Consider the following 24,202-nt stretch of genomic DNA (forward strand, 5'->3'; position numbering starts at 1 on the left):
GAGCCCCTTCTTGTTGAAGGGGCGCGCCGAAGGCGGGGGTAGAGGGAAATGTGTGGGCAAACCCGCCGGCCACGGCACGTGGACGGCAGGTTTGCCGTATCTGGCTTCATCGGTGAAAATCGGGGCACCCCCGATTTCCTGCGAGTGCCGATGCACCATGACACCGACCTGATCAACATCGTTGCCGTTGGCCTGGGGCTCGCCTTCATCTTCGGCGCGCTGGCCAACAAGCTCCGCTTGTCTCCCCTGGTCGGTTACCTGGTTGCTGGCATCTGCGTAGGCCCGTTCACCCCCGGCTTCGTCGCCGACCAGGCGCTGGCCAACCAGCTGGCCGAACTGGGCGTGATGCTGCTGATGTTCGGCGTCGGCCTGCACTTCTCGCTGAAGGACCTGATGGCGGTCAAGGCCATCGCCATCCCCGGCGCCATCGGCCAGATCGCGGTGGCCACCCTGCTCGGCTGGGGCGTGGCCTCGCTGATGGGCTGGCCGGCCATTCATGGCGTCATCTTCGGTTTCTCGCTGGCCACGGCCAGTACCGTGGTGCTGCTGCGGGCAATGGAGGAACGGCGCCTGCTGGAGACGATGCGCGGCAAGATCGCGGTCGGCTGGCTGATCGTCGAAGACCTGGCCTGTGTGCTGGCGCTGGTGATGATGCCGGTGATGGCCGGCGTGTTCGGTCCCGACGCGGCCAAGGAGTCGCACTCGCTGGGCAGCGTGCTGGCCGACATCGGCTGGACCTTCGTGCAGCTGGGCCTGTTCGTGGCGGTGATGCTGGTGGTCGGGCGCCGGGTCATCCCGTGGATCCTCGAACGTATCGCCGGTACCGGCTCGCGCGAACTGTTCACCCTGTCGGTGCTGGCAATTGCGCTGGGCGTGGCGTTCGGCTCTGCGATGCTGTTCGGTGTCTCGTTCGCGCTGGGCGCGTTCTTCGCCGGCATGCTGCTCAACGAATCGGAACTGAGCCACAAGGCCGCGCATGATTCGCTGCCGCTGCGCGATGCGTTCGCGGTGTTGTTCTTCGTCTCGGTCGGCATGCTGTTCGACCCCAACATCCTCGTCCAGCATCCGTGGCAGGTGCTGGCCACGGTGCTGATCATCATGTTCGGCAAGTCGGCAGCCGCGTTCTTCATCGTGCGCGCGTTCGGCCACCCGACCAGCACTGCGCTGACCATCTCGGCCAGCCTCGCCCAGATCGGCGAGTTCGCCTTCATCATCGCCGGCCTCGGCGTGGCGCTGCAGATCCTGCCGAAGGAAGGCCAGTCGCTGGTGCTGGCCGGCGCGCTGGTGTCGATCATGCTCAACCCGCTGGTGTTCGGCCTGCTCGACCGATGGCAGGCCAAGCAGGAAACACAGCCGCAAACGCCAGAGCCGGAAGAGGCGACCGGCCCGTCGCGCGACCTGCATGACCACGCCATCGTGATCGGCTATGGCCGGGTCGGCAGCGAGCTGGCACAGGTGCTGCGCGATCGCGGCGTGCCGGTGCTGGTGATCGATGACAACAAGGAGCACGTCGAGCAGGCGCACGCCAGGGGCCTGGCAGCGATCCGCGGCAGCGCCGCCGCCGACCGGGTGCTGGCCGAGGCCCATCCAGAGCGGGCCAAGATCGCAGTGCTGGCGATTCCGCAGCCGCTGGAAGCCGGTGAGGCGCTGGCCAAGCTGCGTGCGATCAACCCGGACCTGACCCTGCTGGCACGTGCGCACAGCGATGCCGAAGTGAAGCATCTGCTGGAGCATGGTGCCGATGGCACGGTGATGGCCGAGCGCGAGCTGGCCTATTCGCTGGCGGAGATGGTCATGTCCACGCCGCCATATCGGAATCTGGGGCAGCACAGCATTCCGGTGGTGTGAGGGGTGTGCTTGCGGCAGGGCTTGCAGCCCTGCACCTGCCAAGGCAACGGCAAAGGCAAAGGCAAAAGCTGACTATCCGTGGGATGGCGGGGTGGGTCCGCTTGCAGGGGCTGCTGCAAGTACGCCCATGTAAGCTCGGTCGCCGCTTGCTCGTGTGCGCAATCCTGCGCACACGGCAAGACCGGGGTTGGGCGTCCTGCCCAACCCGCCCGAGGCATGCCTCGGGCCCATACGGCTCACGCCCCCGCAAGCGGACCCACCCCGCCTTCGACAATTTCCCACGATCTGCAGTAGATCCACGCCATGCGTGGATGCTGTTTGATGAACTGTCGGAATGTTCGATTCCGATGGTGATCCATCCACGCATGGCGTGGATCTACCAGGATTGATGCCGACCGTCGGCACATGGGGTCAGATCTGTTTTCCAAAGGAAAACGGATCTGACCCCGGAAACAAAAAAATCCCCGGTCGACCCGCATCGACCGGGGATCTGGATCGCCACGTTGCCACGCCTTGGAGAGGCAGTTCCACCCTAGCGCATCGCGCCACCGGTGGTGATCGCCTGTGGCGATATGCACCAAGCGCGCGGCTATCAGGCGGCGGCCAGGGCCTGCTCCAGGTCGGCGCGCAGGTCACCGATGTGCTCGATGCCGATCGACAGCCGCACGGCATCTTCGCTGACCCCGGCCTTGGCCAGCTCTGCCGCATCCAGCTGGCGATGGGTGGTCGAGGCCGGATGGGTGGCCAGCGACTTCGCGTCGCCCAGGTTGACCAGGCGGGTGAACAGCTTCAGCGCATCGAGGAAGCGCGCGCCAGCCTCGCGCCCGCCCGGCAGGCCGAAGGTCAGTACCCCCGAGCCATGCCCGCCCAGGTAGCGCTGCGCGGCGGCATGCTCGGGGTCGTCTGCCAGTCCCGCGTAACGCACCCAGGCGACCTTGTCGTGCGCCTTCAGGAACTGCGCGACGGCCAGTGCATTGGCGTTGATGCGCTCCATGCGCAGGGCCAGGGTCTCGATGCCCTGCAGGATCAGGAACGCATTGAACGGCGACAACGCGGCACCGGTATTGCGCAGCGGGACCACCCGCGCGCGGCCGATGTAGGCCGCCGGCCCCAGTGCTTCGGTATAGACCACGCCGTGGTAACTGGGGTCGGGTTGGTTGAGGCGGGCGAAACGCTTCGGCTGCGCCGCCCAGTCGAAGCGGCCGGAGTCGATGATGGCACCGCCGAGGCTGTTGCCGTGGCCGCCCAGGTACTTGGTCAGCGAGTGCACGACGATGTCGGCACCGTGCTCGAACGGGCGCAGCAGGAACGGGGTGGCCACGGTGTTGTCGACGATCAGCGGCACACCCGCCGCATGCGCCACCTCGGCAATGGCGGCGATGTCGGTGACGTTGCCGCGCGGGTTGCCGATCGATTCGACGAACACCGCCTTGGTGCGCTCGTCGATCAGCGCGGCGAACGCAGAACGATCGGCCGGGTCGGCGAAGCGCGCCTGGATGCCGTACTGCGGCAGCGTGTGGGCCAGCAGGTTGAGGCTGCCGCCATACAGCGCGCTGGAGGCGACGATGTTGTCACCGGCCTCGGCGATGGTCTGGAGGGCATAGGTGATCGCGGCCTGCCCCGAGGCCAGCGCCAGCGCACCGATGCCACCTTCCAGTGCAGCCAGGCGCTGCTCCAGCACGTCGGTGGTGGGGTTCATGATGCGCGTGTAGATGTTGCCGGGCACCTTCAGGTCGAACAGGTCGGCACCGTGCTGGGTGTCATCGAAGGCATACGCCACGGTCTGGTAGATCGGCACCGCCACCGCGCGGGTGGTCGGGTCGGGACGGTAGCCACCGTGCACGGCCAGGGTTTCCAGTTGCCACTGCGGTTCGCTCATTGCACCAGGCTCCATCCGGGGAAACCGCCACCATAGGCCAGCTGGCACCCGCCGCTGAAAGCCACTGGCGATGACGCCCGTACCGGCGGTTATCAGGTTGGCCGCGATTCAGGCAGCCGTCATGGGGCGTTGCTAGGCTGCGCCGCCGGGCGCTCCTGCCCGGGCACGGAGGCCCCACCCATGCAGCCATCGCCCTGGCATCCCACCACCAGCAGTTCGCCTACGTCGGTCATGCTGGTAGAGGACGACCGTCGCCTGGCCGAACTGGTGAGCGACTACCTTCACCAGCATGGCTTCGCCGTGCAGCACATCGCACGCGGCGACCTCGCCGGCGCCGCCTGCCGCCAGCACGCGCCGGAGCTGGTGGTGCTGGACCTGATGCTGCCCGGCCTGGGCGGCATCGACGTGTGCCGGCAGATCCGCAGCTTCTCCGATGTGCCGATCCTGATGCTGACCGCCTGCGAGGACGACATCGAACAGGTGCTGGGCCTGGAATCGGGCGCCGACGACTATGTGCACAAGCCCATCGAACCACGCCTGCTTCTGGCCCGGCTGCGCGCCCTGCTGCGCCGCCGCCACGGCAGCAGCAACACCGGCACGCCCAGCCGGCTGATGCACGGTGAACTGCTGATCGACCGCATGCAGCGTGAGGTACACCTGCACGGCGCCACGGTGGACGTGGGCACCACCGAATTCGAAATCCTGTGGCTGCTGGCCAGCCAGCCCGGGCAGATCCTGTCCCGTGACCAGATCCTGCAGGCGGTGCGCGGTATCGGCTTCGACGGCCTGGACCGCAGCGTTGACGTCTGCATCGGCAAGCTGCGTCGCAAGCTCGGCGACGATGCGCGCGAGCCGCGGCGGATCAAGACCGTGTGGGGCCGCGGCTACCAGTTCAATCCGTCGGCCTGGACGGCATGAAGCGGCTGTTCCTGTGGCTGTGGTTCATCACCGGCGCCTGTTTCCTGGCCTCGGTATTCTTCCTCAACCGGGTGCTCGACAGCATCTATACCCCCGTGCAGGATCGCGTTTTCGTCCAGCAGGTGCGCGGGCAGGTGTACGCCCTGCGCAGCGGCCTGGCCGGCCTGGACGGTAGCCAGCAGCGTAAGCGCCTGCAGCAGTGGCAACCGCACTATGGCATCGCATTGACCCTGCTCGACACGCCTCCCGCGCTGGCCCCGCAGGAACAGGCAGCCGTGCAGGCCGATGGCTTCATCGTGCGCGATCAGTACCAGCAGGTCCTGCTGCCGATCGAAGGCATCGATGGTCGCTGGTTGCACCTGCGCCTGCCTGGCGCGGTGCAGATGACCACGTACATGACCATCGCGGCCTACCTCAGCATCCTGCTGCTGGTCGGCGCCAGCCTGTACGCCTGGGTTCGCCTGCTCTGGCGCGATCTGGAGGCCCTGCGCGTGCATGCCGACCGCATCGGCGCCGGCGATCTGCAGGCACGCGCGCAGGTTTCGCCACGCTCGCAGATCCGGGTCATCGTCGATCACTCCAACCGCATGGCCGCACGCGTGGCCGAACTGGTGCAGCGCCAGCGCGACCTGACCCATGCGATCTCGCACGAACTGCGCACGCCGATCGCGCGCGTGGCCTTTGGCCTGGACCTGATGCAGGACAGCGATGACCGCGAGCGCCGCGAACGACTGGCGCAGGGCCTGCATGGCGACCTGGCCGAGCTCAACCGGCTGGTCAGCGAACTGCTGGCCTACGAACGGCTCGAGCATCCGGGCGAGGGCGAACCGATGCAGCGGATCGAAGCCAACGACTGGCTGCAGGCCTGCCTGGCCGATGCCCGCCGCGATGCCGAACGTGCCGGCCTGGTGCTGCGCGTGCAGCCCAGTGCCCTGCCTCGGCTGGACGCGGAACCGCGCCTGCTGCAGCTGGCGCTGAGCAATCTGGTCGGCAATGCCCTGCGCCACGCGCGCTCGCAGGTGGACGTGTCGCTGGTGAGTGTGGGCGGGCGCGCCTGCCTGCGCGTGGACGACGACGGCCCCGGCATCGCCGAGGCTGACCGCGAAAAGGTGGTCCGCCCGTTCACCCGCCTGGATGACAGCCGCAGCCGCGACACCGGCGGCTTCGGCCTGGGCCTGGCGATCGTCGGCCGCATTGCCGCACGCCACCACGGCGAACTGCGCATCGGTCGCGCCGCCCTCGGCGGCGCACGCCTGGAAATGCACTGGCCGCTGGCTGCCAGCTGAACGCCCACGGGCGCAATTACAGTTGGTTACAACTCCCGCACAACTGCGGACGGATCGGTCGCCGGCGTATCGCCACGCTAGCGACCCTGCAGCACTCGCCGGATGCGCGCGCTGCTTTTCCTCCCATTGTCGAGAGTTTCCATGTCCCAGCTTCGCCGTTCCCACACCCTGCTCTGCCTGGCCCTGTTGCCACTGTTCGCTGCCCCGATCGCCCACGCCAAGGATGACCACTGGACCTTCGAGCTCGCCGCCGGTGGTGGCGTGGCGCCGCGCTACAGCGGCAGCGAGGAGTACCGTGCGACGCCTTCGCTGTCCTTCGATGTCACCTCGCCAGGGGGCTGGTTTCTGGGCACCAGTGGCATCGGCTGGGGCACGACCCTCGGCGAGCACACCCGCGTGCGCGCCTATGTCGGTGCCAGCGGTATCCGCAAGGACAAGGATTCGCTGCTCGGCGGTTCGGACTTCCTGCGCGGCATGGGCGATATCGATACCCGTCCCCTGGTCGGTGTCTCGGCTGGATATACGCTGGGCGAAGCCGTGCTGAGCGGCTCCTGGCAGTTCACCCGCAAGGACGAGGACAAGGCTGAGAACGGACTGGCTACCCAGCAGATTCACCTGAACCTGAGCATGCCGCTGTTCGACCTGGCCGGTGGCGTGGTCAGCGGCAGCGTCTCCACCGACTACGGCAACCGTGGCTACATGCAGACCTGGTACGGCGTCAGTCCGGAACAGGCCGCGCGCACCGGCTTTGCCGAGCACAAACCGAAGGCCGGCCTGGTCAGCGCCGGTGTGGGCCTGAAGTGGAGCCACCGCGTGGGCCGTAATGGCAACTGGTACATCTCGGCCGAAGGCACGCGCCTGCTCGGCGATGCGGCCAACAGCCCGATCGTGCAGAAGGCCAACCAGTTTGGCGTGATGAGCGGCTATACGCACCGCTTCTGATGCATGAAGGACGCCGCTGGGCGCCCTCTTTCGCTGCGATCAGTGGCAGGCTTGTGCGGTGCCGCTGCCGCACAAGCCGACCTCGCGCAGCCAGCCGATCCACTGCACGACGTCGTCCTTCTCCGGCTCGGCGCGGAACGACTTCTGCACGGTGTGGAAGCCCTGCCTGCCCTGCATGCCCTTGATCCAGGTGAACTCCGGTTTGCCGGTGCCGGGGTTCAGCGGGCAACTGAGCATCAGCAGCGCGAATGGCCGTCCGCCCTCCTCGCCTTCGCGGATCCAGTGGCTCTGCGCAGCCGGACAGGCCATGCGCCACCCCGCCTCGATGATGCCGAGGAACTCGCGCGGACTCACATGGCCACTGTTCGGCGCATCATTGACGGTGACCATGTCGGTCCAGTCCTGCACGGTCTGGCCCTGCGGCACGTACTCGGTGATGCGGTTGCCTTGTGCGTCGGTGCTCTGGTGGGCCTGCTGGTAACCCTTCATCGGCGGCAGCTGGACCTGTTCGACGGCTGCAGCGTGTCCAGCAACAGCAGCGAGCGCCAGCGCCATGCAGAGTGAAACCCTGCGGGTAACGTCCATGCGGTTCTCCTCGTCCTTGCGAAAGTGAAACGGGATCATTGTGCCTTGCTGAGGCTTTGGTGGCGCGCCAGCCATGGCAGGCGCGCCACCGGTTCAGGCCTTGGCGAAGACCAAGTGCCCACCCTCATTGCCGACTTCGATGGTGTCACCGTTGACGAACGCGCCGGACAGGATCTGCTGCGCCAGCGGATTCTCCAGCTGCGACTGGATCGCGCGCTTCAGCGGCCGCGCGCCATACACCGGATCGAAGCCGACGTTGCCGAGCAGGTCGAACGCCGCATCGGAGACCGCCAGCTTCAGCCCGCGCTCGGCCAGGCGCTTCTCCAGCCCGCGCATCTGGATGCGTGCGATCTGCTTGATCTGCTGCTTGTCCAGCGGGTGGAACACGACGATGTCGTCCAGGCGGTTGATGAACTCCGGACGGAAGTGCGCCTGCACCACGCCCATCACGGCCGCCTTCATCTGCGTGTAGGCCTCCGGGCTGTCGTCGCTGCTCATGTCCTGGATCTGATGCGAGCCCAGGTTCGAGGTCATCACGATGACGGTGTTGCGGAAGTCCACCGTGCGGCCCTGGCCGTCGGTCAGGCGGCCATCGTCCAGCACCTGCAGCAGGATGTTGAACACATCCGGATGCGCCTTCTCCACCTCATCGAGCAGGATCAGCGAATACGGGCGACGACGCACGGCCTCGGTCAGGTAACCGCCTTCCTCGTAGCCGACGTAGCCCGGGGGCGCACCGATCAGGCGGGCGACGCTGTGCTTCTCCATGAACTCGCTCATGTCGATGCGGATCATCGCGTCGGCACTGTCGAACAGGAACTCGGCCAGCGACTTGCACAGCTCGGTCTTGCCGACGCCGGTCGGGCCGAGGAACAGGAACGAGCCGGCCGGACGATTCGGATCGGACAGGCCGGCACGCGAGCGGCGTACCGCATCGGAGACGACCTTGATCGCCTCTTCCTGGCCGACCACACGGTTGTGCAGCACTTCTTCCATGCGCAGCAGCTTGTCGCGCTCGCCTTCGAGCATCTTGTTGACCGGGATGCCGGTCCAGCGCGAAACGACCTCGGCGATCTCCTCATCGGTCACGCGGTCCTGTACCAGCTTGAAGTCCTTGTGCTCGGCTTCCTGCGCGGCGGCCAGCTGCTTTTCCAGCTGCGGCAACAGGCCGTACTGGATTTCGCTCATCTTGGCGAAATCCTGGCGGCGCTGCGCAGCTTCCAGCTCCAGCTTGGCCTGCTCGACCTGTTCCTTGATCTTGGTGGCGCCCTGCAGCGCCGCCTTCTCCGACTTCCAGATTTCATTGAGGTCGGAGAACTCGCGCTCCAGCCCGTCGATGTCGTTCTCCAGGTCGGCCAAGCGCTGCCGCGAGGCTTCGTCCTTTTCCTTCTTCAGCATCTCGCGCTGGATCTTCAGCTGGATCACCCGGCGTTCCAGGCGATCCAGCTCCTCCGGCTTGGAGTCGATCTCCATGCGCAGGCGTGAGGCGGCTTCGTCCATCAGGTCGATGGCCTTGTCCGGCAGCTGGCGGTCGGTGATGTAGCGGTTGGACAGGGTGGCGGCAGCCACGATGGCCGGGTCGGTGATTTCCACGCCGTGGTGCACGGCGTACTTTTCCTTCAGCCCGCGCAGGATCGCGATGGTGTCCTCCACCGTGGGTTCGCCGACGAACACCTTCTGGAAGCGGCGCTCCAGCGCGGCATCCTTCTCGATGTACTTGCGATATTCGTCCAGCGTGGTCGCACCGATGCAATGCAGCTCGCCACGCGCCAGGGCCGGCTTCAGCATGTTGCCGGCATCCATCGCGCCATCAGCCTTGCCGGCGCCGACCATGGTGTGCAGCTCGTCGATGAACAGGATGATCTGGCCTTCGTTCTTGGCCAGGTCGTTGAGCACGCCCTTCAGGCGCTCCTCGAATTCACCGCGGAACTTGGCGCCGGCGATCAGCGCGCCCATGTCCAGCGACAGCACGCGCTTGCCACGCAGGCCCTCGGGTACTTCGTCATTGATGATGCGCTGGGCGAGCCCTTCCACGATCGCGGTCTTGCCCACGCCGGGTTCGCCGATCAGCACCGGGTTGTTCTTGGTCCGGCGCTGCAGCACCTGGATGGTGCGGCGGATTTCCTCGTCACGGCCGATCACCGGGTCGAGCTTGCCGCTCTCGGCGCGCGCGGTCAGGTCAATGGTGTACTTCTCCAGCGCCTGCCGCTGCTCCTCGGCATTCTCCGACTGCACGTTCTCGCCGCCACGCAGCTTGTCGATGGCCGCCTGCACGCGGGTCTTGTCGGCACCGGCAGCGCGCAGCGCCATGCCCAGCGTGCCACCATCCTCCAGCGCCGCCAGCACAAACCACTCGCTGGCGATGAAGGCATCACCGTGCTGCTGGGCCAGCTTGTCGGTCTGGTTCAGCAGGCGCCCCAGGTCATTGCCCATCGAGACGTTGCCGGCCTGGCCGGACACCTTGGGCAGCGCGTCCAACGCCTCGGTCAGGCGCTCGCGCAGGACCGGCACGTTCACCCCGGCCTGCGCGAGCAGCGGGCGCGTGCTGCCGCCCTGCTGGTCCAGCAGCGCGCTGAACAGGTGGACCGGTTCGATGATGCTGTTGTCGCGGCCCACGGCCAGCGACTGTGCGTCTGCCAGCGCCTGCTGGAAACGCGAGGTGAGCTTGTCCATCCGCATTGCGAATCCTCATCGGTCATCAGGGCCGGCCCGCGCCGGCGATGCTGGGAAGATGCGGCTGCCCCACCCCGTTTCAAGGGTGGCTGCGACTGCACCCCGTAGCGAGTCAGCCTGCGGCCAGCATGCCGGAACGGGTGTGGTCGGCGCGTTGATCCCGATCAGTTCGGCGCAGTGGACCGGTTCAGCGGATGATCGCAGAGCGGAGCGCCCGCAGCTGCTGCTTGACCGCCCGCGCCTGCGTGGCGTCCATGCGCAACAGCGCCTTCTGGCCTATCGAGCGCGACTGCAGGGTGGAATCGACGAAGCGGTAGCGACCGCGCTCATCACGCTGCACCAATGGCGCCTGCACCAGTTCCGGGGTCTCCAGCAGATGGTCGATCACCGCCACCAGACGGTCGTTGAAGTAGCCGTCGGGCCGGCCCAGGTCGACGTAGGCCTGCTGGATCAACGGATAGAAGCGCTTGTAAGCCGTAGCCGCTGCCGCTGGATCCAGCGCAGTAAAGGCCTGCACATAGGGCGCGTAACGCGCCGAGTTGCTTGCCGCGATGCGTTCCCCACCCTCGCCAGGCTCGACCTGCAGGTTGCCCGGCAGCGGCCGTGCGGCCAGCGCCGTCGGCGGCACGCTTGCTTTGTCCAGGTTGTCGACCTGGGTGACCAGGCGCTGGATCAGGTGATCGCGCAGCAGCAGGGTCATCGGGCCCTCGCCCTGGAACAGCTGGCTCAATGCCCCCCAGGCAGCCGTATCGCTGTCAGCCAGCTTCGGTAGCGCCGGATCAGCTGCGGCCTCGGTATCCAGCGGATGCTTGATCGTCGGTGGCGCTGGCGCGGGTTCCGCGGCCGCCTGCGGTTGTGGCGATGCGCTGGTACTGGCGGGGGGCGATTGCACCGGCACCGAGACACCGTCTGCCAGGCTCTTCAGCTGATCGCGGAACAACCAACCGCCCGCGCCACCGATCACCACCACTCCCAACACCCAGGGCCATACCGCCTTTCCACTCTGCATGATGCAGCACCTCGTTTCACACGCATGGAGAAGGTGTGACCCCACCGGTTCCAGCCGGTTCCCCGTCTGTTCCGCTGCCGTTCGGCTTCGGCCCGCGCCAAAGCCGCGCTCACGCCTGCTTTGCATGCCCCGCGCGACGCTGTGGGTCTTTTCATGTGGAGGCACTGCCATGCAGTACGCGCTGTATTACTGGACCGGCATCCAGGGCCGCGGCGAGTTCGTGCGCCTGGCGCTGGAGGATGCCGGCGCCGACTACATCGACATGGCGCGGGTGCACGGCGATGCGGTGATGCAGCCGTTCCTGGAGGGCCACAGCGAAGGCCCGCAGCCCTTCGCGCCGCCGTTCCTGAAGGCCGGTCGCCAGGTCATTGCGCAGGTTGCCGCGATCCTGGACTTCCTCGGCCCGGCGCTGGATCTGGTGCCGCAGGCCGCATCGCGGCGGATGCAGGCGCTGCAACTGCAGTTGACCATCGCTGACCTGGTGGCCGAAGTGCATGACACCCATCATCCGATCGCCGCATCGAAATACTACGAAGCGCAGAAGACCGAGGCCAAGGCACGTGCCGCGTCGCTGCGCAGCGAACGCCTGCCGAAGTTCCTGGGCTACTTCGAACGGGTGCTGGCCGCCAACGGTGGCCGCCATGCACTGCGCGAGCATTCGTATGTGGACCTGTCGCTGTTCCAGCTGCTGAGTGGGCTGGACTACATGTTCCCGCGTCGCATGCAGGCACTGGCGCCCACACTGCCCCTGCTGCGCGCGCTGCAGGCGCGGGTGGCGAAGCGGCCGAACATCGCCGCCTACCTGGCCTCGGAACGGCGGCTGGCGTTCAACACGAATGGCATCTTCCGCCACTACCCGGAGCTGGACGCCGAGCGGTAGTGCCGGCCGCTGGCCGGCAGAGCGCGCTGTGAGCATTCGTCGCCCGCAACACGCCCCTGTAGAGCCGAGCCATGCTCGGCTCAGCGCAGCCGAGCGCAGGCTCGGCTCTACAAGGCGGCAGAAGCAGAAGGGCCGGCAATGCTCCGGCCCTTGGATACCCATGAGCATGCCGGCCAACGGCCGGCACTACCGTGGGATCAGCTGTCCCCACCCAGCGGCTTCACCGGCTGCTTCTGCAGCGACAGCAAGCCCAGCAGCACCGCCAGGGCCACGTAGGCGCCGGCAAACTGCACACTGATGATGCGCGCCAATCCTTCCAGCTCCCACGGCAGGTAGATGCCGCCGCGCGGATCCACCGAGTGGATCAGCCCGAACAGGGTCAGTACCGCCGCCACCAGCAGGAAGCCGCAGGCACGGCGCAGGCGGCCATCGACCATCGCCGCCACCGCCGAAATCCACAGCATCGAGGTGATGATGAAGCCATTGCCCAGGGTGAAGATCACCGCCAGCTCCGGCAGGCCGTGGCCGTCGAGCTTGGTCAGCAGCTGGGGCAGCTGATCCGGTGCGATCCAGCCGGGTGCCTTGATCGCCAGCAGGTAGGCCACCGAAGGCAGGAAACCGAACACCATCGCGCCGGTATGGTGGCGCGGCGTGGCCTGGAAGGCCTGGGTGGTGATGTCGATGGCCACGTACACGATGATCGGTGCCAGCACCGCCAGCGGCAGCCACTGCACCAGCCCGGAGATGATGCCGAGCATGCCGCCGATGCCGACGAACAGGCCGGTCAGCAGCGTATAGCCGCTGCGCGCGCCCATGTGCTTGTACGCCGGCTGGCCGATGTACGGCGTGGTCTGCGCGACGCCGCCACAGACGCCTGCCACCAGCGTAGCCACCGCTTCCACCAGCAGGATGTCGCGGGTGCGGTAGTCATCGCCGGCCGCACGCGCGCTTTCAGACACATTGATGCCGCCGACCACCATCAGCAGGCCGAACGGCAGCAGCAGCGGCAGGTAGGTCATCGCAGTGGGCAGGCCGTCGAGGAAGCCCAGCGTCGGCAGCGGCAGCACCACCTGCGGCGGCACCCACTCCGGCACATGGAAGCCCGGCGCACCCAGCCCGGCCAGGCCCAGGCCGTAATACAGCACGGTGCCGAACACGAAGGCCAGCAGCACGCCCGGGCCACGCACCGGCAGCTTCCCCTTGGCGATCAGCACATACAGCAGCAGGCCCAGCGTGGTGAAGCCGACCAGCGGCGAGCGCAGCGTTTCCAGCAGCGGCAGCAGGCCCATCAGCACCAGCGCGATGCCGGCAATGGAACCCAGCAGCGCGGCACGCGGCAGCGCGCGGGTGACTGCTTCACCGAAGAACGACAGCACGAACTTGAGCACGCCCATGATGACCAGCGCCGCCATGCCCAGCTGCCAGGTGGCGATGCCCGCCGCGTGCGGGTTCATGCCCTGCTGCTTGAACGCGATGAAGGCCGGGCCAAGCACCAGCAGGGCCATGCCGATGCTGGTGGGGGCATCCAGGCCGAGCGGCATGGCGGTGACGTCGTCACGGCCGCTGCGCGCGGCCAGCCGGCGTGCCATCAGGGTGTACAGCAGGTTGCCTATCAGCACGCCGAAGGCCGTGCCGGGGAACATGCGGCCGAACACCACGTCGGCGGGGAACTGGAAGATCCCGACCAGGGCCATGGCGATGAAGCCGAGGATGGAGAGGTTGTCGACGACCAGGCCGAAGAAGCCGTTGAAGTCGCCGGCGACGAACCAGCGACGCGGTGCGGCGGAAGCGGGAGCGGACATGGAAGGGGCGGTGGGGGTGGGGAGCGCCGATGGTAGGCCCAGCGGGGCCTGGGCGCCAATTCCGCGGTGGAATGATGGGTTCCAGCCAACGGCGGCGCCCCTCATGGCTGGGCGCGGGTAGAGTCGACTGTTAGTCGACTGGCATTGCCAGTTGGGCCGGTCGGGTAGGCTGCGCAGGGGTCGCCGCAACCGGACCCACCCCGCCATCCCACGGATACCCAGCTGTGGCTGTTGCTGCTGATGTTGCCGGCCAGCGGCCGGCCCTACCTCGGGTGCAGGGCGCAGCCCTGCATCGACCACCTCACTTCTTCAGGAAGTTGTCCACCAGCAGATGCTTCACGTCGTCGAAGCGACCGTTCAACACCGCCTTGGCCGCATACAGCGCCGTGCCGGCGACCTGCTTGGCCTCGATCTGCGGCGGCATCACCAGCTCGGCGCGACTCGTGTGCACGTCCAGCAATGCCGGGCCGCGCTGCGACAGGAAATCCTGCACCGCTTCCTCCAGATCCTCGCTGCGGGTGACCGTGCGGCCATGGAAGCCGATCACTTCGGCCAAGCGGCCGAAGTCCGGGTTCTTCAGGTCGGTGTAGTTGTCCAGAAGGCCTTCCACCTTCTGCTCCAGCTCGACGAAGTTCAGCGAACCATTGTTGAACACCACCACCTTGATCGGCAGGTTCTCCTGCGCCGCCGTCAACAGATCACCCAGCAGCATCGCCAGGCCACCATCGCCGGACAGCGAGATCACCTGCCGGCCGGGGAAGGCCTTCTGCAGCCCCAGCGCCTGCGGCATCGCGTTGGCCATCGTGCCGTGCAGCAGGCTGGTCAGCGTGCGGCGGCGACCGTTGACGCGGATATGGCGCAGCACCCACACCATCGGCGAGCCGCCGTCGGCGGTGAACAGTGCATCCTCGGTAGCGTGCTTCGAGAGCAGCGCGGTCAGGTGCTGCGGATGGATCAATTCGCCTTCGCCCGGCTGCTCTTCCTGTTCGCGCTTCTTCAGCGCCTTGTCGCGATGCTCGATGCACTCGTCCAGGAAACTGCTGTCCTCGCGCGGCGGCAGCATCGGCAGCAACGCATCCAGCGTCGGTGCGATATCGCCGACCACGCCGAGGTTCACCGGGTGGCGGCGGCCAAGGTGGCTGCCATCGCGGTCGACCTGGATGATGGTGGCCTTGTCCGGGTAGAACTGGCCCCAGGCGAAGTCGGCGCCGAGCAGCAGCAGCGTGTCGCACGCCATCAGCGTGTGGAAGCCGGACTCGATGCCGAAGATGCCTGTCATGCCCATGTTGTACGGGTTGTCCGGCTCGACGAAATCCTTCGCGCGCGAGGTATGCGCGATCGGGGCCTGCAAGCGCCGGGCCAGTTCCAACAGCTGTGCGTGCGCGCCCTGGCAACCGGCACCGGCGTAGATGCCGATGCGCTTGCCCTGCCCCAGCAGCTCGGCGATGCGCTGCAGTTCGGCGTCGGAGGGGCGCAGTACCGGCTGGGTGTAATGCACCGAGAACGGCACATCGTGCTTCACCTCGGCCTGGCTGATATCGGCCGGCAGGATCACCACCGCCACGCCACGGCGGCTGATCGCGGCCTGGCAGGCCAGGGCCACCACGCGTCGCGCCTGCTCCGGGCTGTGCACCTGCTCGCAGAACACCGTGCAGCTGCCATAGACCGACTTGAAATCCACTTCCTGCGGGAATTCCATGCCCAGCTCGCTGGTCACCACCTGGCTGGCGATCAGCACCATCGGCGCACGGTTGCGGTTGCTCTCGAACACGCCATTGATGAAGTGCAGGCCACCGGGACCACAGGAACCCGCGCAGGCGGTCAACTCGCCGCTCACCAGCGAATCGGCGCCAGCAGCGAACGCTGCCACTTCTTCATGGCGCACGTGCACCCAGGCGATCTCGCTGCCATGCATCGCATCAGTCACATGGTTGAGCGTATCGCCCACGATGCCGTAGCAACGGCGGACACCGGCCTGCTGCAGGGCGTCCACCACGATTTCGGCCACGCGCTTGCTCATCGGATACATCCTCGAACGGGGGAACTCCCGAGGCTAGACCCGATGAAGTGATGCCTCCGCAAAAAAAGGGACGGAGGGAACTAACTCGCTTGTGCCGCAAGCGACTTAATTCCCTCCGTCCCCTTTCTAGTCGTTGACGTTGATCCAGCCCAGCACGTCGCCGTGCTTCGGGCTGCGATAGCGCAGCTTCACCCAGCCGTTCTGTTCATCCAGCAGTTCCACCCGATCGCCCTGCACCAGGTAACGCTTGGTGCTGGACGCACCAGGCCGGTCGAACAGGAACAGCCGCGCGGATGCCACGGTGGCCTGCTGGCCGCGCAACGGTCCATCCGGCGGTGCGCCCAGGCCATCGGCAATGGCACTTTCCAACACACGGCCGGCGGGATCATAGGTGCGCCAGACCGCCAACGGCCCGTTCTCTTCGCGTTGTTCCCACTGCAGCGCGGCGTTCACCGTATCGCCCAGCATCAGCACGCTCTCGGCGCGGTACAGATAGAGTGTCGCACCTGCAAAGCGATACTGGTCGGTGTACCACATCGGGCCGCTGCGGCAGCTACTGGTCAGGGTGCGGCTCAGGTGGTCGACCATCAGGCCCATCAGCTCGCCGCAGCTCTCCCTGCCGTGGGTTTCAGCCCGCAGCGCGCGGAACCCGGCACTGGCGGGATCGAACCGGTACACCGCCACCGCTTCGTTGACCATGCCGACCGGGGCACGTGCAACCAGCTCCGGGTAACCATCGAAATCGACATCTTCGAGCGACCAGCGCGAATGGCCGTCGGCATCCGCCGCGCCGGCCAGCGTCTGCCGCTTGCCCGACGGTGACAGCTGCACCACGATGCTGCCGTCCTGCAGGGGATCGGCATGCGCCTGCACATGCGCGGCCACCTGGAAGCGTAGCGTTTCGCCCTCGTCCTCCGCCTGCGCCGTCGGTGCCAGCGCGCCGGCCAACACCAGGCCCAGCAGGCATTCCCTGTAGTTCATCGTTGCTCCCTGCGGCACCGCGGCGGCACCTTCAACTCAGAACGATACCTCGACCGGCTGCCGCGACCACAGCACCGACTGATGCCTGGTCTGCTGCTTCCACGCCAGGCGGATCGCTTCGATATCGGCGCGGCGCTGCGGGGTGTCCTCATGCAGCACTACCAGCACCTTGGTGCGCAGGCGGTTGGGCGCGCCATCGCCGCGGAACAGCCACTGGCCATAGGCATCGAACACGGTCAGGCCATCCGGGAAGCGCGGGGTCACTTCCTTGTCCAGGAACGCGCGCCACTGCGCCTCGCTGATGGTGTCGGCCTGCGGGCGGTTGCCGGCGCCCTGCTCCTCGCCCACGCCGAAGTACAGCTCGCTGCGCACCCAGCCGTGCGCGGAAGACGGGCGCGCGGCGTCGCCCTTCAGTTCGGCGGTAGTGGCCGTGGCATAGGCGCTGGGCGCCTGCGATGAGAGGCTGGCGCAGCCGCTGGTGGCCAACAGCACGGCGAAGACGAGGCCAAGGTGTTTCATCGGTACAGCTCCGGGGAAGGGGGACAAGGCGAGCCGGCAGCGTACCGCGCCACCGGCCCGGCGTGCTGATGCCAACCGGGCATCAGCTCATGCCGGACCGGCAGGGGCTTGCATCCGCACCGGTCATCACGCGAAGATAATATATCGCTTCATCCGGATGGATGTAAGTGAAACCATCTCCCCTTCCCCCGTCGTCGTTGTTGCTGGAGTCCCCATGTCCGCCCGCCTGCCCGCGTCGCCGCTCGGCCTCGCCATCGCCCTCGCGCTTTCCTCCGCCGCCGCCCCGGCCCTGGCCCAGGACGCCACCAACCTGGATACGGTGATCGTCACCGGCACCCGTGCCGCCGACCGCACCGTGCTCGAATCCACCTCGCCGGTGGATGTGCTCACCGCCGAGGACATCCGCAAGGCCGGCGTGGTCAACGGTGAGCTGGGCAGCGCGCTGCAGGCGCTGCTGCCGTCGTTCAACTTCCCGCGCCAGTCCAACTCCGGTGGCGCCGACCATGTGCGCGCCGCGCAGCTGCGTGGCCTGTCGCCGGACCAGGTGCTGGTGCTGGTCAACGGCAAGCGCCGCCACCACACCGCGCTGGTCAACACCGACAGCAAGATCGGCAAGGGCACCACCCCGGTCGATTTCAATTCGATTCCGGTCAGTGCGATCAAGCGCATTGAAGTGCTGCGCGATGGCGCCGGTGCGCTGTACGGCTCGGACGCCGTGGCCGGCGTGATCAACGTGATCCTCGACAACGGCGGTGACGGCGGCGAGATCGAGGCGAGCTACGGTGCCAACCACACCGACCTCAAGCCGATCGGCCGCACCCTCACCGATGGCCAGACCGGCAACATCAGCGCCAAGGTCGGCACCTCGCTGGGCGAAGACGGTGGCTTCCTGCGCGTCGGCCTGGAATACAAGCACCGCAACGGCACCAACCGCGCCGGCTTCGACCAGATTCCGCCGTGGGACCAGACCCCGGGCAACCTGGCACTGCGGGGCAAGCGCAACTATGTCCTGGGTGATGGCAAGAGCAAGGACATCAACCTGTGGCTGAACGCCGAGATTCCGGTGGGCCAGACCTCGACGTTCTACGCGTTCGGTACCTTCAACCAGCGTGACACCGAAGGCGCGAACTACTTCCGCTATCCCGATGGCGATGCCAACTGGAAGCAGGTCTATCCGAATGGCTACCGGCCGATCTCCGAAGGTGAGAACCGCGACGTGCAGGCCGTGGCCGGCGTGCGCGGGCAGTGGGGCGAATGGAGCTACGACGGCAGCCTGGACTACGGCCAGAATGACTTCACCTATCGCCTGCGTGATTCGCTCAACGCCTCGCTGGGCCCGATCAGCCCGACCCGCTTCAAGACCGCCGATTACGAATATGCGCAGACCGTGGGCAACCTCGATCTGAGTCGCGTGTTCACCCAGAACGACAGCATCAGCCACACCCTGGGCCTGGGCGTGGAAGCACGCCACGAGCGCTACCAGACCCGCCCTGGCGACCCGACCAGCTATGCCGCCGGCCCGTACACCGACCGCCCGACCGGTTCGCAGGCCGGTGGCGGCCTGACCCCGCAGGATGCGGCGCGCCTGTCGCGCGATGTGGCCAGCGCCTATGCCAGCCTGTCCAGCCAGTTCGGCGAGAAGTTTTCCACTGATCTGGCCGCGCGCTACGAGCACAACGACGACTTCGGCGGCGAACTGACCGGCAAGCTCGGCCTGCGCTATGAGTTCACCCCGGCGTTCGCGCTGCGCGGCGCGATCTCCAACAACTTCCGCGCGCCGTCGCTGGCACAGATCGGCTACGAGTCCACCTCCACCGGCTACAACGCAGGTGGCCAGCTGGTGCAGGGCCGCCTGCTGTCGGTCAACAATCCGATCGCACGCGGCCTGGGGGCACAGAACCTGAAGCCAGAGAAGTCGCTGAACACCTCGCTCGGTTTCACCAGCCGCATCGGCGAGCATTTCGACCTGTCGCTGGACTTCTTCCAGATCGACATCGATGACCGCATCGCACTGTCGGAGAGCATCACCGGTGATGCACTGACCGACTACGTGGCCGCCAACTACGGCGTCAGCGGCCTGCAGAGTGCCAGCTTCTTCGTCAACGCCGCCGACACCCGCACCCGAGGCGCCGAGCTGGTGAGCAACTGGCGGCAGTCGCTGGGCGATGGCCAGCTGCTGCTGACCGGCACCTATGCGTATACCAAGACCACGCTGAAGAACGTGCTGGCCACCCCGGCCCAGCTGCGCGCGCTGAATCCGGACTACGTGCTGTTCGGCATCGAGGAGACCAACACGCTTACCGACGCCACACCGCGCACGCGTGGCAGTTTCTCGGCCGCATGGAGCAACGACCACTGGTCGCTGAGCACCCGCGTGAACCGTTATGGCAGCGCCACCCGTGTGTTCAACTTCGGAGACGGCTACATCCCGCGCCAGACCTACCAGGCCGAGTGGCAGCTGGATGCGGAAGTCGAATACCGCATCACCCCGCAGTGGAGCGCGGCCATCGGCGGGCAGAACCTGACCGACAACTATCCGGATCGATCCAACAGCGATATCCACTACTTCGGCAACCTGCCGTACGACGTGCTGTCGCCGATCGGCAGCAACGGTGCGTACTACTACGGCCGCGTCCGCTATACGTTCTGATTGCATTGGACCAATCACTCCCGGTGGGTGCGGACCGTTGGTCCGCACTGCCCGGGTTCCATGCAAGCCTCCCCTTCGTGCCGACCAACGGTCGGCACCCACCGGAGGTGATCGCTCTGGGTGGGTGCCGACCGTTGGCCGGCACTACCCCGATCCGTAGCCTGCCCTCGACCCCACGTACACGCCCACGCTGGCAAGCTGGGCTTCATGGCTGAACCGCTCCCCCTGCGTCCGCCGCCGCCATTGCTGGATGACGCCTGCGCGTTGTTCCTCGATGTCGACGGCACCCTGATCGAATTCGCTGCACGCCCGGATGCCGTGCAGCTGCTGCCGGATGTGCGCGAAGCCATCGGCCGCATCAGCGACCGCCTGGAAGGTGCCGTGGCACTGGTCAGTGGTCGCCCGCTCGAACAGCTGGATCAACTGTTCGCTCCGTTGCAACTGCCTGCTGCGGGCCTGCATGGCCATGAACTGCGTGGGCAGGATGGCCGCGTACTGCGCGACGAACACGACGACGACACCGCCGAATGGCTGCACGCACTGCACCAGCAGGCGATGCGCTTCGCCCACGGCCATCCCGGCGTGCTGGTGGAAGACAAGGGTGTCGGCCTGGCCCTGCACTGGCGCGGCGCGCCGCATGCAGCCAGGGACGTCCGCGCCTTCGCCGACCGCCACGTGCGGGGCCGTGCCAGCTACCGCCTGCAGCCCGGCGACCATGTGGTCGAGTTCGTGCCCGTCGGCACCGACAAGGGCCGTGCGGTGCTTCGGATGATGCAGTACCTGCCCTTCCGCGGTCGCCTGCCAGTGTTCCTCGGCGATGACCTGACCGATGAGTTCGGCTTCGATGCCGCCAACGGCCAGCATGGCTGGAGCGTGCTGGTGGGTGAACGTGAACCCAGCGCGGCGGTGTTCGCGCTGCCCGACATACGCAGCGTGCACGCCTGGCTGCGTGAGAATGCCTATTGACCCGGCCAACCCCCACGGCCGCAACCGAGATGTACCGCGTGATGACCCAACCCGATCTTGATCTGGGCGTGGTCGGCAACGGCAGCTTCGGCGCCCTGGTCGACAAACGTGCCCGCGTTGTCTGGAGCTGCCTGCCCACCTTCGACGGCGACCCTACCTTCTGTGCGCTGCTCGGCCCCAGCCAGCAGACCGGTGGCGACTTCGCCATCGAGCTGGAAGACTTCGCCAGCAGCGAGCAGGAATACCTGACCAACACGGCGATCCTGCGCACCGTGCTGCGCGACGCGCACGGCGGCGAACTGGAAATCCTCGACTTCGCCCCACGCTGGCGCCAGAACGACCGTTTCTACCGCCCGGTCAGCCTGATCCGCCAGGTGCGTCCGCTGGCTGGCAGCCCGCGCATCACCGTACGCGCACGCCCGCTGGCGGACTGGGGCGCGCGCGTTCCGGAATCCACCTGGGGCAGCAACCATGTGCGCTGGGTGCTGCCCGAACACGTGCTGCGGCTGACCACCGACGTGCCGGTGCGCTTCGTGCGCGACGGCCTGCCGTTCGTGCTCAACCATCCCATCCACCTGATCCTGGGCGTGGATGAATCGCTCAACCGTTCGATCAGCGGCTATGTGCAGGAGGCCTTCCAGCGTACCCGCGATTACTGGCGCGAATGGGTGCGCTACCTGTCCATTCCCCTGGAATGGCAGGACGCGGTGATCCGCAGTGCGATCACGCTGAAGCTGTGCCAGTACGAGGACAGCGGCGCGATCATCGCGGCGATGACCACCTCCATTCCTGAAGCCCCCGGCAGCGTGCGCAACTGGGATTACCGCTACTGCTGGCTGCGTGATGCCGCGTTCGTGGTGCGTGCATTGAACCGCCTCGGCGCCACGCGCACGATGGAACAGTTCCTCGGCTACATCTTCAACCTGGCCACCACCGACGGTACGCTGCAACCGCTGTACGGCATCGGCTTCGAAGCCAAGCTGGACGAGGATGAGGTCCCCAGCCTGTCCGGCTACCGCGGCATGGGCCCGGTACGACGCGGCAATCTGGCCTGGGTGCAGCGCCAGCACGATGTCTACGGCAGCGTCGTGCTGGCGTCCACGCAGCTGTTCTTCGACCGGCGCCTGCAGGACCCGGGTGATGCGCACACCTTCGCCCGCCTCGAACCCCTCGGCGAGCAGGCCTTCGCCCTGCACGACGTACCCGATGCCGGCCTGTGGGAGTTCCGCGGCCGCACCGAGGTACACACCTACACCAGCGCGATGTGCTGGGCCGCCTGCGACCGCCTGTGCAAGATCGCCGTGCGGCTGAAGCGCGACGACCGCGCCCACTACTGGCGCACACGTGCCGACACCATCCACGCGCGCATCATGGCCGAATCCTGGAGCGAAGAGCTGGGCCACTTCACCGATACCTTCGGTGGCCATCGCCTGGACGCCTCGCTGCTGCTGCTGGCCGACATCGGCTTCATCGACGCGATGGACGCCCGCTTCATCGCCACCGTCGAAGCCATCGGCCGTGACCTCAAGCATGGCAATTCGCTGTACCGCTATGTCGCTCCGGATGACTTCGGTGAACCGGAAACCAGCTTCACCATCTGCACGTTCTGGTACATCGATGCACTGGCGGCGATCGGGCGCCTGGACGAGGCGCGCGAGATGTTCGAACTGCTGCTGAGGCAGCGCAATCACCTGGGCCTGCTGTCGGAGGATCTGGCCTTCGACACCGGCGAGGCCTGGGGCAACTTCCCGCAGACCTATTCGCATGTCGGCCTGATCACCGCCGCGATGCGCCTGTCACGGTCCTGGCAGGAGGCATCGTGAGTCGTCTGGTCGTGGTATCAAATCGTGTGGCCGTGCCCGGCGAGAACCGCGCAGGCGGCCTGGCGGTCGGCCTGCTGGCCGCCCTGAAGGAGCGCGGCGGGCTGTGGTTCGGCTGGAGCGGCAAGACCGTGAAGGAAGGCAGCGGCACGCTGCACCGGCAGAAGGACGGTGACATCGACTACGTCACCATGGACCTGAGCAAGCGCGAAGTCGATGGCTACTACAATGGTTTCGCCAACCGCACGCTGTGGCCACTGCTGCACTTCCGGCTGGACCTGGTCGACTACGACCGCGGCACCCGCGAGACCTACCACAAGGTCAATGCGCTGTTCGCCGACAAGCTCGCGCCATTGCTGCGCGAGGACGACATCGTCTGGATCCACGACTACCACCTGATCCCGCTCGGCGCACTGCTGCGCGAGCGCGGCATCGGCTGCCGCATCGGTTTCTTCCTGCACATCCCGATGCCGTCGGCCGACCTGCTGCAGGCCATGCCCGATCATCTGCGGTTATTCTCCGCGCTGTACGCCTACGACCTGGTCGGCTTCCAGACCCAGCGCGATGCCGATCGCTTCCAGACCTACCTGCGCCTGTTCGGTGGTGGCCGCGTGCTCGACAACGGTGAGCTGGAAGCGCCCGGTGGGCGCCGATTCCGCGCGGCGGCCTTCCCGATCGGCATCGACACCGAACTGATCGCGCGCCAGGCCGGCACCGCCGCGACCAAGACCGCAGTGAAGAACCTGCGCAGCAGCCTGCGGGACCGCCAGCTGGCGATCGGCGTGGATCGCCTGGACTACTCCAAGGGCCTGCCCGAACGCTTCCTCGGCTTCGAGCGCTACCTGCAGCGCCACCCCGACCAGCGCGGCTCGCTCACCTACCTGCAGATCGCGCCGGTCTCGCGCGGCGATGTCACCGAGTACCGGCAGCTGCGCAGCCAACTGGAACAGATCGCCGGCCACATCAACGGTGGCCACGCCGAGCCGGACTGGACGCCGCTGCGCTACGTCAACCAGAACTTCACCCATGCCACGCTCACCGGCTTCTACCGAGCGGCGGCGGTCGGCCTGGTCACGCCGCTGCGCGATGGCATGAACCTGGTGGCCAAGGAATACGTGGCCTCGCAGGACCCGGAGGATCCCGGCGTGCTGGTGCTGTCACTGTTGGCCGGCGCCGCCGACGAACTGAAGCAGGCACTGCTGGTGAACCCGCACGACCTCGACGGCGTGGCCGATGCGATCGCCACCGCAGCGACGATGTCGCTGAGCAGGCGCAAGGAACGCTGGCACGCGATGATGGAACATCTGCGCACCTACGACATCAACCACTGGCGCCGCAGCTACCTCGACGCACTCGAAGGCTGAAGAAAAAGGGGACGGAGGGGATTAAGTCGTTTGTGCACAAACGACTTAATCCCCTCCGTC

At 66.9% G+C, this 24,202-nt stretch carries 17 protein-coding genes; 9 read left to right on the top strand and 8 right to left on the bottom strand.

The annotated features are described in order from the left end of the window. The first annotated feature begins 150 nt into the window (after window positions 1-150). Complete coding sequence (gene ybaL / locus ACUDTM_RS08220; RefSeq protein ID WP_069139333.1) at window positions 151-1,848, top strand: YbaL family putative K(+) efflux transporter; 1,698 nt, start codon at window positions 151-153, stop codon at window positions 1,846-1,848. A gap of 592 nt (window positions 1,849-2,440) precedes the next feature. On the opposite strand, the gene ACUDTM_RS08225 is transcribed toward ybaL, so the two are convergent. After that, the gene (locus tag ACUDTM_RS08225; protein WP_439426340.1) at window positions 2,441-3,727 is read right to left on the bottom strand and encodes an O-acetylhomoserine aminocarboxypropyltransferase/cysteine synthase family protein; all 1,287 of its coding nucleotides are present in this window, start codon (window positions 3,725-3,727) and stop codon (window positions 2,441-2,443) included. 180 nt (window positions 3,728-3,907) lie between these two features. Here ACUDTM_RS08225 and ACUDTM_RS08230 point away from each other — a divergent pair, with 180 nt between their 5' ends. From ACUDTM_RS08230 to ACUDTM_RS08240, 3 genes are all read left to right on the top strand, one after another. Next, window positions 3,908-4,645, top strand: a complete 738-nt coding sequence (locus tag ACUDTM_RS08230; protein WP_005418539.1) for a response regulator transcription factor — start codon at window positions 3,908-3,910, stop codon at window positions 4,643-4,645. Then, window positions 4,642-5,931, top strand: coding sequence for an ATP-binding protein (locus ACUDTM_RS08235; RefSeq protein WP_072167661.1), 1,290 nt, complete (start codon window positions 4,642-4,644; stop codon window positions 5,929-5,931). Before ACUDTM_RS08230 ends, ACUDTM_RS08235 begins: the two co-directional genes overlap by 4 nt. A gap of 141 nt (window positions 5,932-6,072) precedes the next feature. Beyond that, window positions 6,073-6,873, top strand: a complete 801-nt coding sequence (locus ACUDTM_RS08240; RefSeq protein WP_072167660.1) for a MipA/OmpV family protein — start codon at window positions 6,073-6,075, stop codon at window positions 6,871-6,873. 39 nt (window positions 6,874-6,912) lie between these two features. On the opposite strand, the gene ACUDTM_RS08245 is transcribed toward ACUDTM_RS08240, so the two are convergent. The 3 genes from ACUDTM_RS08245 to ACUDTM_RS08255 all read right to left on the bottom strand — a co-directional run bounded on the left by ACUDTM_RS08245 (window position 6,913) and on the right by ACUDTM_RS08255 (window position 11,140). After that, window positions 6,913-7,497: a hypothetical protein gene (locus tag ACUDTM_RS08245; protein WP_242015783.1), complete on the bottom strand. Its 585-nt coding sequence runs from the start codon at window positions 7,495-7,497 to the stop codon at window positions 6,913-6,915. Window positions 7,498-7,551: 54 nt separating this feature from the next. Next, complete coding sequence (gene clpB / locus ACUDTM_RS08250) at window positions 7,552-10,137, bottom strand: ATP-dependent chaperone ClpB (protein ID WP_445391252.1); 2,586 nt, start codon at window positions 10,135-10,137, stop codon at window positions 7,552-7,554. Between the two features lie 181 nt (window positions 10,138-10,318). After that, window positions 10,319-11,140: a DUF3014 domain-containing protein gene (locus tag ACUDTM_RS08255; protein WP_445391253.1), complete on the bottom strand. Its 822-nt coding sequence runs from the start codon at window positions 11,138-11,140 to the stop codon at window positions 10,319-10,321. Window positions 11,141-11,309: 169 nt separating this feature from the next. On the opposite strand from ACUDTM_RS08255, the gene ACUDTM_RS08260 reads away from it, so the two are divergent. Next, window positions 11,310-12,020, top strand: coding sequence for a glutathione S-transferase (locus tag ACUDTM_RS08260; protein ID WP_072167656.1), 711 nt, complete (start codon window positions 11,310-11,312; stop codon window positions 12,018-12,020). A 197-nt stretch (window positions 12,021-12,217) separates the two neighbouring features. Here ACUDTM_RS08260 and ACUDTM_RS08265 read toward each other — a convergent pair whose 3' ends face one another. From ACUDTM_RS08265 to ACUDTM_RS08280, 4 genes are all read right to left on the bottom strand, one after another. Further along, window positions 12,218-13,822, bottom strand: a complete 1,605-nt coding sequence (locus ACUDTM_RS08265; RefSeq protein WP_072167655.1) for a hypothetical protein — start codon at window positions 13,820-13,822, stop codon at window positions 12,218-12,220. Between the two features lie 301 nt (window positions 13,823-14,123). Beyond that, window positions 14,124-15,842 (bottom strand): thiamine pyrophosphate-dependent enzyme, encoded by a 1,719-nt coding sequence (locus ACUDTM_RS08270; RefSeq protein WP_072167654.1) that lies wholly within the window; start codon window positions 15,840-15,842, stop codon window positions 14,124-14,126. Between the two features lie 126 nt (window positions 15,843-15,968). Beyond that, window positions 15,969-16,823, bottom strand: a complete 855-nt coding sequence (locus ACUDTM_RS08275) for an XAC2610-related protein (RefSeq protein WP_445391254.1) — start codon at window positions 16,821-16,823, stop codon at window positions 15,969-15,971. A gap of 36 nt (window positions 16,824-16,859) precedes the next feature. Beyond that, the gene (locus tag ACUDTM_RS08280; protein WP_439426344.1) at window positions 16,860-17,342 is read right to left on the bottom strand and encodes a DUF3574 domain-containing protein; all 483 of its coding nucleotides are present in this window, start codon (window positions 17,340-17,342) and stop codon (window positions 16,860-16,862) included. Window positions 17,343-17,556: 214 nt separating this feature from the next. Between ACUDTM_RS08280 and ACUDTM_RS08285 the strand changes: the two genes are divergently transcribed. The 4 genes from ACUDTM_RS08285 to otsA all read left to right on the top strand — a co-directional run bounded on the left by ACUDTM_RS08285 (window position 17,557) and on the right by otsA (window position 24,142). Beyond that, window positions 17,557-19,992 carry a TonB-dependent receptor plug domain-containing protein gene (locus ACUDTM_RS08285; protein WP_445391255.1) on the top strand — a complete coding sequence of 812 codons (2,436 nt, stop codon included), beginning with the start codon at window positions 17,557-17,559 and terminating at the stop codon, window positions 19,990-19,992. 207 nt (window positions 19,993-20,199) lie between these two features. Beyond that, complete coding sequence (gene otsB / locus ACUDTM_RS08290) at window positions 20,200-20,958, top strand: trehalose-phosphatase (protein ID WP_061480563.1); 759 nt, start codon at window positions 20,200-20,202, stop codon at window positions 20,956-20,958. A 41-nt stretch (window positions 20,959-20,999) separates the two neighbouring features. Beyond that, entirely contained in the window at window positions 21,000-22,781 is a 1,782-nt protein-coding gene (locus ACUDTM_RS08295) for a glycoside hydrolase family 15 protein (RefSeq protein ID WP_072167689.1), read from the top strand. Beyond that, complete coding sequence (gene otsA / locus ACUDTM_RS08300; RefSeq protein ID WP_061480565.1) at window positions 22,778-24,142, top strand: alpha,alpha-trehalose-phosphate synthase (UDP-forming); 1,365 nt, start codon at window positions 22,778-22,780, stop codon at window positions 24,140-24,142. Before ACUDTM_RS08295 ends, otsA begins: the two co-directional genes overlap by 4 nt. Window positions 24,143-24,202 lie beyond the last annotated feature (60 nt).

The organism is Stenotrophomonas maltophilia group sp. vghtpe118, assembly GCF_052605195.1.